A 16,151-nucleotide genomic window follows, 5' to 3' on the forward strand; every position below is an offset into this window, starting at 1 on the left:
GGGTCAGCGATCTTCGATGCGTTCGATGCGTTCGATGCGCGCGACGAGTCCGGCGCGTTTCGGAGACCGGGCCGGCAGCATCTCGAGAGCGAGACGCAGCGCCGCGGCATCCCCCTGCCCTTCCGGGATCTCGGCGTATTCCAGCAGGACGTCGAGGCTCGCCTCCGACAGCATCGTCTCGCGCAGCGCCGCTCTCACCGACTCACGGAACTCCTCCACACCCGGCGAGGTCGACTCGGGAAGCACAGGGCCGCGATACGCGGTGAGGGCGACACGATGTGCGCCTCGGTCGAGCAGCGAGAGCACGTCGTGCGCATCGGTCTCGAGCGGTACCGTCAGTCGGTAGGGCCGGGACTCCGGAACGAGGCTGGGCGCGTGCTTCTCGAGAACCTTGCGCAGGCGCACCATCTCAGGACGCAGCGTGTCGGCAGACGCTTCGGGTCCGTACACGAGTTCGCTCAGTCGCTCGGCAGACAGGCCCTGACGGTTCACCGCGAGCATCAGCAGGATGGCGGCATGTCGGGCACTCAGCTCGATCATCGACTCCTCGAGCTCGGTCTCGGTCTCGAGGCGCGCTCTGTCTCGCCCGAGCACGTGCAGGGTCGCGCGGGTCGTGGGCTTGGCGCGCGACGAGAACGTCGCGGGGCGTGGGGCCTCGCTGCGCGCCCGAAGCCGCGCCACCATCAGCTCGGACTCGACGGCGCGCGCCGTGGCGTCGACCAGCAACCGCGCCTGGGTCGAGACGACCTCGTCACCACCCGTGACATCGATCACTCCGAGCACCCGCCGCGTCTCGGGGTCGCGGACCGGTGCCGCGGTGCACGACCACGGATGCACCAGCCGGTTGTAGTGCTCGGCCCCGCGGATCTGCACCGACTGATCGAGGGTGAGAGCCGTGCCCGGTGCGGTCGTGCCGACGGCGTTCTCTGCCCAGTTCGCGCCGGCGACGAATCCCATGCCCTCGGTGAGCGACTGGAGTTGGCGGTCGCCTTCGATCCACAGCAGCCGACCGGCCTGATCGCCCACGGCGACGACCACCCCCGCCTCCTCGGGGGTGCCGGGCAGGAGCAGGGCACGGATCATGTCCATGGCGGATGCGAGCGGATGCGCGAGTCGATAGGCCTCGAGCTCCTCGGTCACGAGCTCGATCCGCGGCGCCTCCTCGGGCCCGACCCGGCCGCGCCACGACCGCACCCACGACTCACGGACGAGAGGACGCACCTGCTGCAGTCGATGATCTTCGAGGTTGCCGGCGATCAGCTCTTCATGCGCACGCTCGATCAGGAGACGAGAGGCCTCAGGAGGGCCATCACGTGACACCTGCCACGACACAACCACGGCGTCTCCATTCGTCGTCGGTGGAGCGTTACCTCAGTGTAGGAGCCGGATGCCGCGGGCGGTACCCGCGATATTCCGGTTGCGCGCTCAGATCCACGGGCAGGTGAATGCTCGGATCACAGATGCAGGGTGAGATGCGTGTTCTGGGCATGCACCTGCCGTACGGGCATCCCCAGGTGTGCCCGCCCGCGGAGCGAGCTCAGGCCCGGGCGGCCCACCATTCGCGAAGGCGCTGCTCAGCGGCATCCGTTCCGATGACACCCTCGTCGAGGCGCAGCTCGAGCAGGAATCGGTAGGCCTCGCCGACCTCGCGGCCGGGCGCGATGCCGAGGATGTTCTGGATCTGGTTGCCGTCGAGCTCCGGGCGGATGGAGTCGAGCTCCTCCTGCTCGCGCAACGCGGCGATGCGCGACTCGATGTCGTCGTAGGCCGAGGCGAGCCGCCCTGCCTTGCGCTTGTTCCGCGTGGTGACGTCGGCGCGAGTGAGGATGTGCAGGCGTTCGAGCTGGTCGCCCGCATCGCGCACGTAGCGGCGCACCGCGGCATCCGTCCAGGCGCCCTCGGCGTAGCCGAAGAACCGCAGATGCAGTTCGATCAGCTTCGACACGGCCTCGGTCGTGTCCGTGTCGAACCGCAGCGCCTGCAGACGCTTGCGCGCCATTCTCGCCCCGACCACGTCGTGGTGGTGGAAGGTGACGACGCCGCCGTCTTCGAGCTTGCGAGTGCGGGGCTTGCCGATGTCGTGCAGAAGCGCGGCGATGCGCAGTGCGACGTCAGGTTCAGCCCCGGGGTTGCGCGACTGCTCGAGCGAGATCGCCTGGTTGAGCACCGTGAGCGAGTGCTCGTAGACGTCCTTGTGGTGGTGGTGCTCGTCGACCTCGAGCCGCAGAGCGCTCACCTCGGGCAGGAACTCCTCGATCAGACCTGTCTCGACGAGCACGCGGATGCCGCGCACGGGGTCGTCGGTCTGCATGAGCCGCACGAGCTCCGACTGGATGCGCTCCGGGCTCACGATCTCGAGAGTCGCTCGCAGCTGAGTGATCGCGTCGAACGTGTCGTCGTCGATGCGGAAGCCGAGCTGAGCGCTGAAGCGCGCGGCGCGCAGCATCCGCAGCGGGTCGTCGCCGAACGACACGTGAGGACTCGCCGGCGTGCGCAGCACGCCCGCGATGAGGTCTTCGACTCCCCCGGTCGGGTCCACGAGCTTCACGGCCGGCACGAGCAGCGCCATCGCGTTGACGGTGAAGTCGCGTCGGTGCAGGTCGGCGTCGATCGTGTCACCGAACTCGACGGTCGGCTTGCGGGTCACGCCGTCATAGCTGTCGGCCCGGTACGTCGTGACCTCGACCTGTTCGCCCTGCACACGCGCGCCGATGGTGCCGAATGCGCGGCCGATGTCCCACTGGGCGGTCGAGATCGGCTTGACGATGCGCAGGATGTCGTCCGGCATCGCGTTCGTCGTGAAGTCGAGGTCGTGTGTCGGCCTGCCGATCAGCGCGTCACGCACGGGTCCGCCGACCACGGCGAGGTCGAAGCCCGCTTCCTCGAACGCCCCGGCGAGGGTGCGGACGACCGGGTTCTCGGCGAGCGCGCCGAGACGGACGAGGCCGTCAGCCATATTGAGCATGGGTTCCAGCGTACCGGGGTGCGGGTGTCATCCGTCGGCGGCTGGTGTGTCTGGGCAGGGTGTCAGAACAAGGGGTTCTCGCCCTTGGCCTGCGCGACCGCGCGAGCTCTCGCCTGCACCAGCCGCATGAGGAGCATGGTCATCAGGAACCCGCCGATCACCGCGACGGCGACGATGAACCAGATCCCGATCTCGGGGTCGATGAGCTCGAAGCCGTAGATCGCGACAGCGAGGAGAAGCAGCACCGGGCCCTCGATCAGCGCGAACGTGACGAACAGCCGCGTCTGACGGCGACCGAAATCGGCGTTGACCGCCCGGACGCGCGCCTCGATCGAGGACTCTCCTGCGTAGCTCATGCCCCCACCGTAGCGGCGCCGCGTTCAGCATCCCGTGCGTCGACACCCTCCGCGTCCTAGGATCGGCATCGTGACCGGAGAACAGAGCGAGTCCTCCACCGCGCCTGAGCCCTCCCGGCGAGGATTCCTCAAGATGGGCGGCGCCGCACTGGCCGGCGCCGTGATCGGCGGCGCCGGAGGTGCGGCGATCGGTGTGAACGTCGCGAATCAGCGAAAGGGCTTCGCCTCCGACCCCGATCCGTTCGCCGCGCTGACTCCGCGCAGCGAACCCGGCTTCGACCACCTCGTCGTGGTGATGGGCGAGAACCGGTCGTTCGACAACCTGCTCGGCTATCTGTACTCGAAGGAGACGCTTCCGAAAGGCGAGAAGTTCGAGGGTCTCGCGTTCGGCACGCACAGCAACACCGCGGCCGACGGCACGGTCGTCGACGCACACGTCTACACCGGAGACACCGACCGGATCATGAGCCTGCCCGACCCCGACCCGGGCGAGGAGTATCCGCACGTCAACACCCAGATCTTCGGCACGGTCGAACCGAAGGACAACGCAGACCTGTTCGTCGATCAGATGTCGGCCCCGTTCAACGCACCGACGCACGGCGAGAAGGCGACGATGTCGGGGTTCCTCGAGGACTACATCATCAACTTCCGCCGCCTGCGCAAGGGCGTCGAGCCCAAGCCCGAGGAGGCCGCGCACATCATGGGCTCCTTCTCCCCTGAGATGCTGCCCGTGCTGTCGACGCTCGCCTCCGAGTTCGCGGTGTTCGACCACTGGTATGCCGGGGTGCCGTCGCAGACGTTCTGCAACCGGTCGTTCTTCCACGCGTCGACCTCGCATGGCTTCGTCACCAACCAGGCGGGCGGCGGCTACCGCAAGTGGCTCGACGCCCCTGCGGCGCCGACGGTGTTCAATCGGCTCGAAGACGAGAAGGTCAGCTGGAAGATCTACATCGACAAGCTCCAGCTGGTGTCGTTCACGGGGATGCTGCACGCCGCAGTGCTCGAGAAGTACTGGCGCACCGAGCACTTCGGCACGATGGAGGACTTCTACGCAGAGGCGAAGAACGGCACCCTGCCGGCATACGCGTTCATCGAACCGCGCATGGTCTACGACCACAACGACTTCCACCCGCCGTTCGGGTCGCCTCGCGAGAGTGTCGTCGACGGCGAGCCCGTCTACGACAGCGCGATCTCCGATGTCCGGGCCGGAGACCGTCTGATCCACGACATCTACGAGGCGGTGCGCACCAGCGCGTCGCCCCAGGGCTCGAACGCGGTCAACACCCTGCTGCTCATCACCTTCGACGAGCACGGCGGGTGCTACGACCATGTGCCTCCCCCCTCGGCGACGAAGCCGACGAAGGACACCGGGGCGGGCGAGATGGGTTTCACGTTCGATCGACTCGGATGCCGTGTGCCGGCGATCGCGGTGTCGGCGTACACGCGTCGAGGAACCATCGTCCACGACGAGATGCACCACGGGTCGGTCACGGCCACCCTCTCGCGCCTGCACGGCCTGAAGCCGCTCAACGACCGCGACCAGTCGGCGAACACGCTCTTCGCCGCCGTGAACCTCGACCAGCCCCGGCATCCCGCCGACTGGCCCGTCACGACACCCGCCTACACGCCGCCGAACCCCGAGCGTGCTGAGCCGAAGCCCGGTGACCCCACCGAGATGAAACCGCTCACCCCGCCTGCCCGAGGTCTGCTCGGTCTGCTGATCGCCAAGTACGGCAAGCCGGGCGAACCCGAGCCCGAGACGTTCGCCGACGCCTACCGGCTGCTGCACGAGCACGGCGAGGAGCTGTTCGGCCCCGCGGCCAAGTAGCACGGCAATAGGCTTGCCGCATGACCGACAGTGCCGCGCTCACCGCCTTCTGGAACCATGTCCGCGCAGAGAATCCTGCGCTTCCGGAGCAGACGCCCGGCGCCTGGGCCTTCGGCGCGACGCCCGACCATGCCGATTCTCTGCTCGCGCTCGTCCTCGCCGGCGTGAAGACCGGCACCGCCTCCTCGCAGTGGGACTACGACGAGACGGTTGACCCCGAGCCGTACGTCGGAGAGCTGAGCATCATCCTCGACGGATCCGGCGCTCCGCGCGCCGTGCTCGAGACGACCGCGGTCCGCACTGTGCCCTTCGACGAGGTCACCGACGAGCACGCGCACGCGGAAGGAGAGGGAGACCGCACCCTCACCTACTGGCGCGAATCGCACGAGCGGTACTGGCGCGCCCACTCCGAGAACCCTCGGGGATTCGAGGCCGACATGCCGATCATCTGCGAGCGCTTTCGCGTCGTCCACCCCGCCTGACCGACGCCTCCGCACCGCAGAGCACGGTCAGCCCGGAATCCGCGGTCCGCGACAAGGAAAGGGCGGACGCTGTCAGCATCCGCCCTTTCGTCGCCCGAGCCGACAGGTCGTCAGACCGGATCGCCCTGCACAGGCCCCTCGGTGTTCGGCTTCCAGCCGAGTGCCGGAGCGACGTGCGTCGCGAACGACTCGAGCACGTGGAGGTTGTAGGCGGGCCCCAACTGGTTCGGGATCGTCAGCAGCAGTGTGTCTGCCGACATGACCGCCTCGTCGGCCAGGAGCTGCTGGATGAGCACGTCCGGCTCGGCCGCATACGTCTTGCCGAACGTCGAGCGGAAGCCGTCGATGATGCCGATCTGGTCGGCGTTCTCCTCGCTGCGCAGGCCGAAGTACGCCCTGTCCATGTCGGAGACCAGCGGGAACACGCTGCGGCTGACCGAGACTCGCGGTGCACCGGTGTGACCGGCCTCTTTGTAGGCGGCGCGGAAGAGGTCGATCTGCTCGCGCTGCAGCTGGTGGAAAGGCACGCCTGTCGCCTCGGTGAGAAGCGTGGAGCTCATCATGTTCAGGCCCTTGCGCCCGGTCTCCTCAGCCGTGGCCCGTGACCCGGAGCCCCACCATATGTGGTCGCGCAGAGTCGGCGACTGCGGCTCGATCGCGAGATAGCGCCCGGCGCCGACCATGCGGGGGTCGCCGGGGGCGAGACCCTCACCGTCGATGGCACGGAGGAAGAGATCGAACTTCTCGCGAGCGATCACGCTGCCCCGCTCGGGGTCTTCCTCGTCATGGAAGCCGAAGGTCTCGTAGCCGCGCAGAGCCGTCTCGGGTGACCCCCGGCTCACGCCGAGCGCGATGCGCCCGTCGGCGATCAGGTCGAGGGCGGCGGCCTCTTCGGCGAACTGGAAGGGGTTCTCGTACCGCATGTCGATCACGCCGGTGCCGACCTCGATGCGCTTCGTGCGCGCGGCCATGGCCGACAGCAGCGGCATGGGCGAGGCGGCCTGCCGTGCCCAGTGGTGAACGCGCACCGAGGCGCCGTTCACGCCGATCTCGTCTGCACCCTCCGCGATCTCGATGGTCTGCTTCAGCATGTCTCCCGCGGTGCGGGTCGCCGAACCGGGCACGTCTGCATAGTGCCCGAAGGAGAGGAATCCGAAAGCCTTCATGGTGTATTCGAACGCATAGATGGGGTGCGGTATTCCGTCATCACTCCCCCGGAACCAGCAGGCCGTCGAGCACGAGCTGCCGGATACGGGGTTCGAGGTCGGCCCACAGCTCGACGAGCGGCACCTCGAACAGGTCGGCGAGGGCCGAGACGATCTGCACGACGGTGAGGTCGCCGTCGCACGCTCCGACGAAACCGGCGAGCGCGGGATCGACCGTGATCGTGCGGGCGAATCCCCCGCCCTGTCGGAGTTCGATGATGCTCGGGTCGTCGTTGCCGGGGAGCAGATGGCGTGCCTCGGTGACGTCGGGAGCGACGAGCAGCGTGGCGGGCAGTCCGGTCGCGAGCACATCGTGTGCGGCGAGGCCCGCGCGCAGTGCGGCGCCCACATTCGAGACGGGTTGCGTCACGCGCTCGAGACGGCGCAGCGGGACACCGTCGGCGGCCGGTCTGCGCACCAGGATGTAGCCGAATCCGACCGCGGTGACGCCTCGGGCGGTGAAGTCGTCGAGCCACGCCGTGAGGAGCGGAGTGAACGCGGCATCCCGCGGCGTCGTGCCCCCATCCCTGATCCACAGTTCTGCGTATCCGAGCGGCGAGAGCTCTTCACGCTGGATCACCCACAGGTCGAGGTCGCCGGGAACCCAGGAAGAGAGGCGGTCGAGACCGGAACGCCCGGTCAACGCCACCTGACCCCCGCGTGACTCCCAGTTGCCGAGCAGCTGCGCCACACCCCCAGGAGTCAGGAAGGACGGAACCGCGCGCAGGAACTGCTCGACGAGGGCGTCGCCGACGAGACCTCCGTCGCGGTACTCGTATTCGGGCACGCCCTCTGCGCGCGGGGTGATCACGAAGGGCGGGTTCGAGACGATCAGGTCGAACGCCTCCCCCTCCACCGGGTCGAACATGCTGCCCAGGCGGAACTCGATGTTCGTGACGCCGTTCAGCTGGGCGTTCAACTCGGCATAGGCGAGGGCACGCGCCGAGATGTCGGTGGCCACGACCGAGCCTGCGTGGCGAGCGACCAGAAGTGCCTGGATGCCGCACCCTGTGCCCAGATCGAGAGCGCGGTCGACCTCGATCGGCATGATGATCTCGGCGAGGGTGCGCGAGGCTCCGCCGACGCCGAGAACGTGATCCTCCGGAAGCGCGCCGTCGAGCGCCACCTCATCCAGATCGCTGGCGATCCACCATTCACCGATCCCATCCGAGTCGACGAACGACTGCGGCCGCAGAAGCGCAGTGGGAACCACATCGCTCCCCTCGATGCGTGCGAGACCGAGAGCGGCGAGGCCGTCGGCGCCGAGTCTCGGCAGAGCCGCGGTCACCGCGGCGAGCGGCTGCGGCATTCCGAGCACCAGCAGCCTGCCGAGCGTGGCGAGCACACCGCCGTCACCGGCGATCGAGCGCAGGATCGGCTCACGCATGCCTCTGGCCAGCGCGTCGTCCTCCTCTTCTCCCCACAGTCGGCGAAGAGGCTCCGAACGCAGATCCGCGTCGTCGAGATCCGCGGCGAGTGCGGTGCTGCGGAGCGGATCGGGCGTGGGGGCGAGGGTGTCGGACACGGCCGTCACTCTACGCGTCTTCAGGGTTCTCATTCAGCCAGCCGCCTAGAATCACAAGGTCAGCACTCACGAGCAGCCTGGGATCCCCGGCGTTCGAGGAAGACCTTCATGACCGCGACCACCCCCGAGAACGGCCTCCGCACGCGCCTGCACCGCCTGGCACGCGGATCCGTCATCTCGGCGATCGTTCTCGGCCTGGCCGGCGCGGGGGCCGGCAGCGCGTTCGCCGCCACCGATGCCGAGTCCGAGGGCTCGTCGATCGATCTGCTCGTCTCTGCCGGTGTCCGCGGCACGGTCGCTCCTGGGGCCGCGACGACGGCCTCGATCACCGTGCAGAACGACTCCCGGACCGAGCTCTCGTCCGGTCGCGTCACCGTGGAGCTCAACCGCACCCCCCTCACCGACGAGGCCGCCGTCTCGACATGGCTCGACGAGGCAGACGCCACGGGCGGCTTCGAACAGCTCGGCTCTGAGACGACTGCGCCCGTCGACGCCGAGGGATCCGTGACCTCGAGCCTCTTCCTGCCGCCCGAGGTGCTGGGCGACCTCGCCCCCGGCGTCTACCCGTTGCGAGCGACCCTCAGCGGAGCACAGACCGATGCTCAGGACGATGCGCGATCGGTGACGTCGGCAACGGTGCTCGTCGTGACCGCCGCCGCGAACCCTCCCATCGCCGTGATGGTGCCGATCACGGCCACGCCCGACAACGGTGCCCTCCTGACCGCAGACGAACTCACTGCCCTCACCGCCCCCGACGGCGCACTCACCGCGGCCGTCGAAGGAGTTCGTGGAACCTCGGCGATCCTGGCGATCGACCCGGCGATTCCAGCCGCCATCCGGGTGCTCGGCTCCTCCGCGCCGCAGAGCGCCCGCGAGTGGCTGCGCCTTCTCGACGCATTGCCCAACGAGCGCTTCGCTCTGCAGTTCGCCGATGCCGACGCCACCACGCAGGCTCAGGCTGGCCTTCCCACGCTCCTGCAGCCCACGACGCTCGCGCCGTTCCTCAACCCGAGCAACTTCACCGAGCCCGCAGACGAGACTCCCACCCCCACCCCCACCGCGACTGCTGAGCCGACTCCGGCCTCGGTACCGACAGAGGGCGCTGTGCCGTCAGAAGGCACTGCGCCGACGCCGGCGCCGACACCGAGTGACGAACCGACGTCGCCGCCCACCGATGGCCCTGTGCTGCCCGATGATGCCGGACTCACCGCCATCGAGGGAACGACCCCGGGAATCCTGTGGCCGCGCAGCGATGTGTCCGCCGCCGACCTCGACGTCTTCTCGACGTATATGAGCGACGGAGCGGTCACGGTCCTGTCGTCCTCGGCCATCGAGGGCGCCGTCGGTGCGCACGTCGGTGTGGATGGGCGCAGCGTGCTGGTCACCTCGGCTGCAGCATCCGATGCCCTGTCGCAGGCCGCAGGGGAAGACGACACCGCCGCGCGTCAGCAGTGGCTCGCCGAGGCGAGCGCCCACATCTCCCTGACGGGCCAGTCGAACCCGACCGCACCGCTCCTGATCGGACTCGACCGCGACGAGACGCGCACGGCCGAGGCGCTCAGAGAGGCCGTCGCGTCGGTCGACTCCCTCGGATTCGGTCTCGCCGAGGTGCTGGCAGTCCCGGAGACTCCGGCGACGCTCTCGACCGATCCCGATCAGGCTCGTGCGACGGCTCTGCAGCGGATGCTCGAGAGCGAGATCGTGCTCGGCGATTTCTCCACGATCCTCGACGACAGTCAGCTGCTGCTGAGCCCCAAGCGCATCCAGATCATGCGGGCGACTGCGGTCGGCCTCACGGAGAAGGGATTCGACGACGCCGTCTCCGACGTGACCATCGCGACGACAGAGACCCTGAACGCCGTCGACATCCCTCCGGCAAGCACCATCCAGCTGCTCTCCGCCAACGCCGACCTGCCGTTCTCGGTGCGCAACGATCTGCCGTGGCCGGTGAACATCCAGCTCAGCGTCAAGCCGAGCGACCCGCGTCTCGACGTGCAGTCGGTGACGCCGTGGACGATCCAGCCCGGAACCACCACGAGGGTCAAGGTCCCCGTATCGGCCCGTGTCGGTAGCGGCGAGGTCACCCTGACGCTGTCGCTCTCGAGCCCCACCGGCGTGCCCATCAGTCAGCCGGAGAGCGTCCGCGTCTCGGTGCGGGCCGAATGGGAGGCGATCGGTCTCGGAGTCTTCGGCGGCCTCATCGTGCTGCTTCTCGGTCTCGGCATCATCCGCACCGTCCGACGTCGGCGCCGCGAGGCCATCGCTGAGAACGAACAGGAGACGACATCCGAGTCCGATGCCGTCGAGGAGATGAATGAGTAGTCTCGGGCGCGCCAGCGCCGTCATCGCGGCCGGCACCATGGTCTCTCGGGTGACGGGCCTCCTCCGAAGCATCGTGCTCGTCGGAGTACTCGGATCCATCTCTCAGGCTGCCGACGCCTTCACGGTGGCGAATCAGCTCCCCAACAGCGTCTTTCAACTGATCTCCGTCGGCGTGCTGACGGCTGTCATCGTGCCCCAGATCGTCAAGGCCACCGCAAAGCCCGATGGCGGCGGCGCCTTCATCTCGAAGATGTTCACGCTGGGCGTGGTGGTGCTCCTCGTCTGTACGGCGATCGCGATGATCGCCGCCCCCGGACTCGTCGCCCTCGCGACGTCCGACAAGCAGCAGGAGCTGCGCGCACTGGCGACCGCGCTCGCGTATTGGTGTCTCCCACAGATCCTCTTCTACGGCATCTATGCGCTCCTCGGCGAGACACTCAATGCGCGTCGCATCTTCGGCCCGTTCACGTGGGCGCCCGTCATCAACAACGTCGCGTCGATCGCCGGCTTCCTGGCGCTCGGTGCCCTGTTCGGCAACGTGCCTACGAGAGCCGCCGCCTGGACGCCCGAGATGACCGCGATGCTCGGAGGCACGGCCACCCTGGGCATCATGCTGCAGGCGCTGGTTCTGCTCGTCTTCTGGCGGCGCACCGGCCTCTCGCTCCGCCCAGACTTCCGCTGGCGAGGCGCGGGCCTCGGCACTGTGGGACGACTGGCCGGGTGGACCCTGCTGATGGCTCTCGCCGGCATCGCGGCGGGGTTCTTCCAGACCAGCATCGCTACGACGGTGTCGGGCACCGACGCTTCGACCACGGTGATGGCGAACGCATGGCTCGTCTTCATGCTCCCGTACTCGGTGATCGTGCTCTCGATCGGCACCCCGTACTTCACTCAGATCAGCGAGCACGCGGCGGCCGGTCGGGACGACGAGGTGCGTGCCGACATCAGCCGCAGCATCCGCACCCTGGTGTTCTTCATCATCGCCGCGATCGCCGCGGTCGCAGCGGCCGCTCTTCCCGCATCCCGGGTGTTCACGCGTTCCATAGACGAGACGTTCCAGGCAGCCCCGGTGCTGATCGCGTACCTCATCGGACTGCTGCCCCTGACGATCCTGTTCATCGTGCAGCGGACGTTCTACGCCTACGACGACACCCGTACGCCTTTCTGGTTCACGATCTTCCAGTGCACGCTCGTCGTCGGCACGGCCCTACTCGCGTCATTCCTCTACACCGCCGATGTTCTCCCCGCGAGCCTGCTCGCCGCAGCAGTCGCCCTCGGCCAGTCCATCGCGAGCACGGCGCAGACGCTGCTCGCGATCTGGTTGCTGCACCGCAAGATCGGCGGGCTGCAGATCGCGTCGTGGATGCTGTCCATCGGCCGGTTCGCTCTCGCGGCGATCCCGGCGGGAGCCGCCGGCTGGGGCGTGTTCCTCCTCATGGGCGGTGACGACGGCTGGACACTCCGGAGTCAGCTCTTCGGTGCCCTGGGCACCTGCATCATCGGCATCGCCGTCGTGGCGGTCTACATCGGCATCCTGGCCCTGCTGCGTGCCCCCGAGCTCAAGGTCGCGGGCTCCATGCTGCGGCGGTTCCTGCCAGGTCGCTGACCACTCCTCGCGCGGGAATGTCGCGCGGCTACCATTGGTTGAAGCAGTCGAACGTCTTTCGGCGTCTCAGCATCTACGACGGAGAGCACATGCGTCAGGTCATCATCATCGGTTCGGGTCCCGCCGGATTCACCGCCGCCATCTACGCGGCGCGCGCGAACCTCAAGCCGCTGCTCATCGCGAGCACGGTCGAGGTCGGCGGAGAGCTGATGAACACCACCGAGGTCGAGAACTACCCCGGCTTCCCCGAGGGGATCCAGGGACCCGAGCTCATGGCCAAGTTCCAGGAGCAGGCTGAGAAGTTCGGCACCGAGGTCGTCTACGACGACGTCACCGAGCTCGACCTCGCCGGCCCCGTCAAGAAGGTTACGCTGGGCAGTGGCACCGTGCACGAGGCCCAGGCGCTGATCTACGCGACCGGCTCGGCCTACCGCAAGCTCGACATCGAGGGCGAAGAGCGTCTCTCGGGCTACGGCGTCTCGTGGTGCGCCACGTGCGACGGCTTCTTCTTCCGCGAGAAGACGATCGCTGTCGTCGGCGGCGGCGACTCGGCGATGGAAGAGGCCACGTTCCTCACTCGCTTCGCCGAGAAGGTCTACGTCATCCACCGCAAGGACTCCCTGCGTGCGTCGAAGATCATGCAGGAGCGCGCGTTCGCGAACGAGAAGATCGAGTTCGTGTGGAACAGCGAGGTCGCCGAGATCCTCGGTGGCGACTCCGTCTCGGGCGTGCAGCTGCGCAACACGGTCGACGGCACGCTCAGCGATCTCGCCCTCGACGGTCTGTTCATCGCGATCGGCAACGACCCGCGCACGCACCTCGTGCACGACAAGCTCGAGCTGACCGCAGAGGGCACCATCTGGGTCGACGGCCGCTCGTCGGTCACGTCGGTTCCCGGTGTCTTCGCCGCCGGTGACGTCATCGACCCTACCTACCGCCAGGCCATCACGGCCGCGGGCTCGGGAACGGTCGCGGCCCTCGACGCCGAGCACTTCCTGGCCGATCTCGAAGACGCCTCGGTCGAGTTCCCGGCTGCGGAGGCCGCCGAGATCATCACCGCCTGAGCGGCAGGGAACAGTTTCACCTCGTCTGCTGTTGTAGCAGGCGAACCTCGAACAAGGAGAACTCTGATGAGTGCAAAGGCTACGAGCCAGGCGACCTGGGAGCAGGACGTTCTGCAGGCCGAAGGTCCCGTCCTCGTGGACTTCTGGGCCGAGTGGTGCGGACCCTGTCGCATGGTCGCGCCGGTACTGGACCAGATCCAGGCCGACAACCCCGACAAGATCACCATCCTCAAGCTGAACGTGGACGAGAACCCGCAGCTGGCGATGAAGTACCAGATCACCTCGATCCCCGCGATGAAGGTGTTCCAGGGCGGTGAGGTCAAGACGACCATCATCGGCGCCAAGCCGAAGCCGGCCCTCGAGCAGGATCTCGCCGCGTTCATCGGCTGATCCCGCGTAGACACGGGCCGTCACTCCTCCGGGAGTGGCGGCCCTTTCTTCGTGCCGCCTACTTGTCGTAGACCGGCACCGAGGGCAGTCCTCGGGCTGCGCGCGCTCGGTCGACGATCTCCTGGATCACGGGAGTCTTCGCGGCGTTGTAGGTCGACGCACCGCGTGCGGCGGCAGCCACGGCGTCGCACTTGGCGTGGGAGTAGCGGTCGGCATCGTCGGGATGCGACCGCAGCCAGTCCCTGAGCAGCCGCTGATGCACGGCATCCCACTCCCCCTCGACGAAGAAGTGTGCGATCGCACTGCGGATGCCGTCGGCTTCGAGGATCATCACCGGATGCGAGCGCACGGCGCTGCCCCGCCGCCAGCCACCGGCCTGCAGAGCCTGGCTGTGGATCTCGAAGTCGTCGAGGTCCCTGATCCTGACGGCCACATCGATGATGGGCTTCGCCCGCATCCCCGGGATCGCCGTCGAACCGATGTGCTCGATCGTCCAGTCGGCATCCCCGAGAGCGCGGATCTGCCGTGCGATCCTCTCGAACTGCTCCGGCCAGGTGGGGTCGTAGCCGACAAGCATTCGAGGCACGATTCCGCGCCCTCAGGAGGCGTCGGCGACCGAGGGATCCCAGCGGCGGTGGCGCTGCTTCTCGTCGAGAAGGCCCCAGACCGCCGGAGTGAGCTCCGGGTACTCCAGCGCGATCTGGCGAAGCACACGGTAGTGCCGAGCGGCGTTCGGACGCACGCCGTCGTTCGCCGTGATGTTGTCGGCGCGCAGCAGGTAGACGACGAGCTCGTCGACGCTCGGCAGCTCCTCCATGAACTCCCAGGGGTCTTCTCCGCTCAGAAGCCTCTCCTGGATCAGCACGGCGAGTTCGTCCGACGCTTCTGCTCTCAGCACTTCGAGGCTGGCGCGGCGCGGAACGGACTCTGTCATGCTTCCAGCCTACGTCGCCTTGCGCGTGCCCCGGCGCTCCACCGTCAGCTCGTCGGTCATCTCCTCCAGCTCTTTGCCCTTGGTCTCCGGCACCTTGAAGTACACGAAGAAGAACGACAGCAGAGCGAAGAACGCGTAGAAGCCGTACGCGAAGGTGAGGCCGATGTCGGCGAAGATCGGGAACGTCGTCGAGATGAAGAAGTTGGCCGCCCACTGCGCGGCCGCAGCGACCGCAAGGGCACCGGCACGGATCGAGTTCGGGAAGATCTCGCCCAGAAGAACCCACACGAGCGGACCCCAGGTGGCTCCGAAGAACACCACGAAGCCGTTGGCGCAGATCAGGGCCACTGTCGCCCATGGATCGGGAAGCGTCGCCGCGCCTTCGGCGTCGAGCGTGCCGAACGAGAAGGCCAGAGCCATGAGCCCGAGGGTCACTGTCATGCCCACCGAACCGACCAGGAGCATGATGCGGCGCCCCACCTTGTCGACGAGCAGGATCGCGATGATCGTCACCACGATGTTCGTCACCGACGTGATGACCGAGGTCAGCAGAGCGCTCGACTCGTCGAATCCGACCGACTGCCACAGCGTCGTCGAGTAGTAGAAGATGACGTTGATGCCGACGAACTGCTGGAACACCGACAGCAGGATGCCGACCCAGACGATCGGCTTGAGCCCGAGACGGCTGCCGCGGAGGTCGCGCAGTGACTCCTTGCGCTCCGTGTCGATCGTGCTGGTGATCTCCTTGATCTTCGCGTCGACGTCGACGGCGCCTGTGACGGTCTCAAGCACCTCTGCGGCACGTGTCATGTCGCCCTTGCGCACGAGATACCTCGGTGACTCTGGAAGCCGCAGAGACACCAGCCCGTAGACCAGCGCGGGGATCGCCGCCACCATGAACATCCAGCGCCATGCCGTGAGCCCCCACAGGGGCTGGTCCGCTGCCCCTGCGATGTTCGCGAGCAGGGCGTCCGACAGGAGCGCAGCGAAGATACCCGTGACGATGGCGAGCTGCTGCAAAGACCCCAGTCGTCCTCGAATCGCGGCAGGTGAGACCTCAGCGATGTATGCAGGGGCGATGACGGATGCCGCACCGACGCCGAGTCCCCCGATCACCCGCCAGATGATCAGGTCGACGACGCTGAAGGCGAGTCCGGATCCGATCGCCGAGATGAAGAACATCGCCGCGGCGACGACCATGACGGGGATGCGCCCCCGTTTGTTCGCGATGGGGCCTGCGAACCACGCTCCCACCGCGCAGCCGATCAGAGCCGACGAGACGGCGAAGCCCTTGAGCCCGACCCCGAGGTCGAAGCCCGAGACATCGCCCGCGAGGGCATCGACGGCGCCGTTGATCACCGCAGTGTCGAAACCGAAGAGGAACCCTCCGAGAGCTGCGGCGATACTCACCGCGATGACGCGTCGCCTGACGCCTTCCGGATTCAGCGCTTTGGACATGGCATCCCTCTCGTCA

14 protein-coding genes are annotated in these 16,151 nt (G+C 67.7%); 6 read left to right on the top strand and 8 right to left on the bottom strand.

The features are described from left to right. Positions 1–3: 3 nt before the first annotated feature. The 3 genes from OPU70_RS08820 to OPU70_RS08830 all read right to left on the bottom strand — a co-directional run bounded on the left by OPU70_RS08820 (position 4) and on the right by OPU70_RS08830 (position 3,321). On the bottom strand, positions 4–1,338 hold the full coding sequence (locus OPU70_RS08820; protein ID WP_498557553.1) for an AfsR/SARP family transcriptional regulator: 1,335 nt from the start codon (positions 1,336–1,338) through the stop codon (positions 4–6). A 199-nt stretch (positions 1,339–1,537) separates the two neighbouring features. Further along, positions 1,538–2,965, bottom strand: coding sequence for a CCA tRNA nucleotidyltransferase (locus tag OPU70_RS08825; protein WP_498557554.1), 1,428 nt, complete (start codon positions 2,963–2,965; stop codon positions 1,538–1,540). Positions 2,966–3,027: 62 nt separating this feature from the next. After that, positions 3,028–3,321, bottom strand: a complete 294-nt coding sequence (locus OPU70_RS08830) for a hypothetical protein (protein ID WP_498557555.1) — start codon at positions 3,319–3,321, stop codon at positions 3,028–3,030. Between the two features lie 70 nt (positions 3,322–3,391). Between OPU70_RS08830 and OPU70_RS08835 the strand changes: the two genes are divergently transcribed. Continuing rightward, positions 3,392–5,149, top strand: a complete 1,758-nt coding sequence (locus OPU70_RS08835) for an alkaline phosphatase family protein (protein ID WP_498557556.1) — start codon at positions 3,392–3,394, stop codon at positions 5,147–5,149. Between the two features lie 20 nt (positions 5,150–5,169). Then, positions 5,170–5,631, top strand: coding sequence for an ASCH domain-containing protein (locus tag OPU70_RS08840; RefSeq protein ID WP_498557557.1), 462 nt, complete (start codon positions 5,170–5,172; stop codon positions 5,629–5,631). Between the two features lie 110 nt (positions 5,632–5,741). On the opposite strand, the gene OPU70_RS08845 is transcribed toward OPU70_RS08840, so the two are convergent. Both OPU70_RS08845 and OPU70_RS08850 read right to left on the bottom strand, forming a co-directional pair. Further along, positions 5,742–6,797, bottom strand: a complete 1,056-nt coding sequence (locus OPU70_RS08845; protein ID WP_042541541.1) for an LLM class flavin-dependent oxidoreductase — start codon at positions 6,795–6,797, stop codon at positions 5,742–5,744. Between the two features lie 40 nt (positions 6,798–6,837). Next, the gene (locus tag OPU70_RS08850; RefSeq protein ID WP_498557558.1) at positions 6,838–8,370 is read right to left on the bottom strand and encodes a class I SAM-dependent methyltransferase; all 1,533 of its coding nucleotides are present in this window, start codon (positions 8,368–8,370) and stop codon (positions 6,838–6,840) included. 99 nt (positions 8,371–8,469) lie between these two features. Between OPU70_RS08850 and OPU70_RS08855 the strand changes: the two genes are divergently transcribed. From OPU70_RS08855 to trxA, 4 genes are all read left to right on the top strand, one after another. Continuing rightward, positions 8,470–10,683, top strand: coding sequence for a DUF6049 family protein (locus OPU70_RS08855; RefSeq protein WP_498557559.1), 2,214 nt, complete (start codon positions 8,470–8,472; stop codon positions 10,681–10,683). Beyond that, positions 10,676–12,289, top strand: coding sequence for a murein biosynthesis integral membrane protein MurJ (gene murJ, locus OPU70_RS08860; protein WP_056374975.1), 1,614 nt, complete (start codon positions 10,676–10,678; stop codon positions 12,287–12,289). The genes OPU70_RS08855 and murJ overlap by 8 nt, the downstream gene beginning before the upstream one ends. Positions 12,290–12,378: 89 nt before the next feature. Further along, positions 12,379–13,353, top strand: coding sequence for a thioredoxin-disulfide reductase (gene trxB / locus OPU70_RS08865; RefSeq protein ID WP_498557560.1), 975 nt, complete (start codon positions 12,379–12,381; stop codon positions 13,351–13,353). A gap of 66 nt (positions 13,354–13,419) precedes the next feature. Continuing rightward, entirely contained in the window at positions 13,420–13,743 is a 324-nt protein-coding gene (gene trxA, locus OPU70_RS08870) for a thioredoxin (protein WP_042541543.1), read from the top strand. Between the two features lie 58 nt (positions 13,744–13,801). Here trxA and OPU70_RS08875 read toward each other — a convergent pair whose 3' ends face one another. The 3 genes from OPU70_RS08875 to OPU70_RS08885 are packed head-to-tail and all read right to left on the bottom strand — an operon-like array spanning position 13,802 to position 16,135. Then, positions 13,802–14,320: a GrpB family protein gene (locus OPU70_RS08875; protein ID WP_455903909.1), complete on the bottom strand. Its 519-nt coding sequence runs from the start codon at positions 14,318–14,320 to the stop codon at positions 13,802–13,804. A gap of 21 nt (positions 14,321–14,341) precedes the next feature. Then, a complete protein-coding gene (locus OPU70_RS08880; protein WP_042541545.1) occupies positions 14,342–14,677 on the bottom strand; it encodes a hypothetical protein in 336 nt (111 codons plus the stop codon). A 9-nt stretch (positions 14,678–14,686) separates the two neighbouring features. Then, positions 14,687–16,135, bottom strand: a complete 1,449-nt coding sequence (locus OPU70_RS08885) for a sugar porter family MFS transporter (protein ID WP_042541546.1) — start codon at positions 16,133–16,135, stop codon at positions 14,687–14,689. Positions 16,136–16,151: the final 16 nt, after the last annotated feature.

It is taken from the genome of Microbacterium sp. SWDP-B6 (assembly GCF_059803615.1).

What these genes read in the sequence shown, in the direction of transcription:
- OPU70_RS08825 (WP_498557554.1), bottom strand. Translation starts at nt 2,965, where the DNA reads ATGCTCAATATGGCTGACGGCCTCGTCCGTCTCGGCGCGCTCGCCGAG.
- OPU70_RS08830 (WP_498557555.1), bottom strand. Translation starts at nt 3,321, where the DNA reads ATGAGCTACGCAGGAGAGTCCTCGATCGAGGCGCGCGTCCGGGCGGTC.
- OPU70_RS08840 (WP_498557557.1), top strand. Translation starts at nt 5,170, where the DNA reads ATGACCGACAGTGCCGCGCTCACCGCCTTCTGGAACCATGTCCGCGCA.
- OPU70_RS08845 (WP_042541541.1), bottom strand. Translation starts at nt 6,797, where the DNA reads ATGAAGGCTTTCGGATTCCTCTCCTTCGGGCACTATGCAGACGTGCCC.
- OPU70_RS08855 (WP_498557559.1), top strand. Translation starts at nt 8,470, where the DNA reads ATGACCGCGACCACCCCCGAGAACGGCCTCCGCACGCGCCTGCACCGC.
- murJ (WP_056374975.1), top strand. Translation starts at nt 10,676, where the DNA reads ATGAGTAGTCTCGGGCGCGCCAGCGCCGTCATCGCGGCCGGCACCATG.
- trxB (WP_498557560.1), top strand. Translation starts at nt 12,379, where the DNA reads ATGCGTCAGGTCATCATCATCGGTTCGGGTCCCGCCGGATTCACCGCC.
- trxA (WP_042541543.1), top strand. Translation starts at nt 13,420, where the DNA reads ATGAGTGCAAAGGCTACGAGCCAGGCGACCTGGGAGCAGGACGTTCTG.
- OPU70_RS08875 (WP_455903909.1), bottom strand. Translation starts at nt 14,320, where the DNA reads ATGCTTGTCGGCTACGACCCCACCTGGCCGGAGCAGTTCGAGAGGATC.
- OPU70_RS08880 (WP_042541545.1), bottom strand. Translation starts at nt 14,677, where the DNA reads ATGACAGAGTCCGTTCCGCGCCGCGCCAGCCTCGAAGTGCTGAGAGCA.
- OPU70_RS08885 (WP_042541546.1), bottom strand. Translation starts at nt 16,135, where the DNA reads ATGTCCAAAGCGCTGAATCCGGAAGGCGTCAGGCGACGCGTCATCGCG.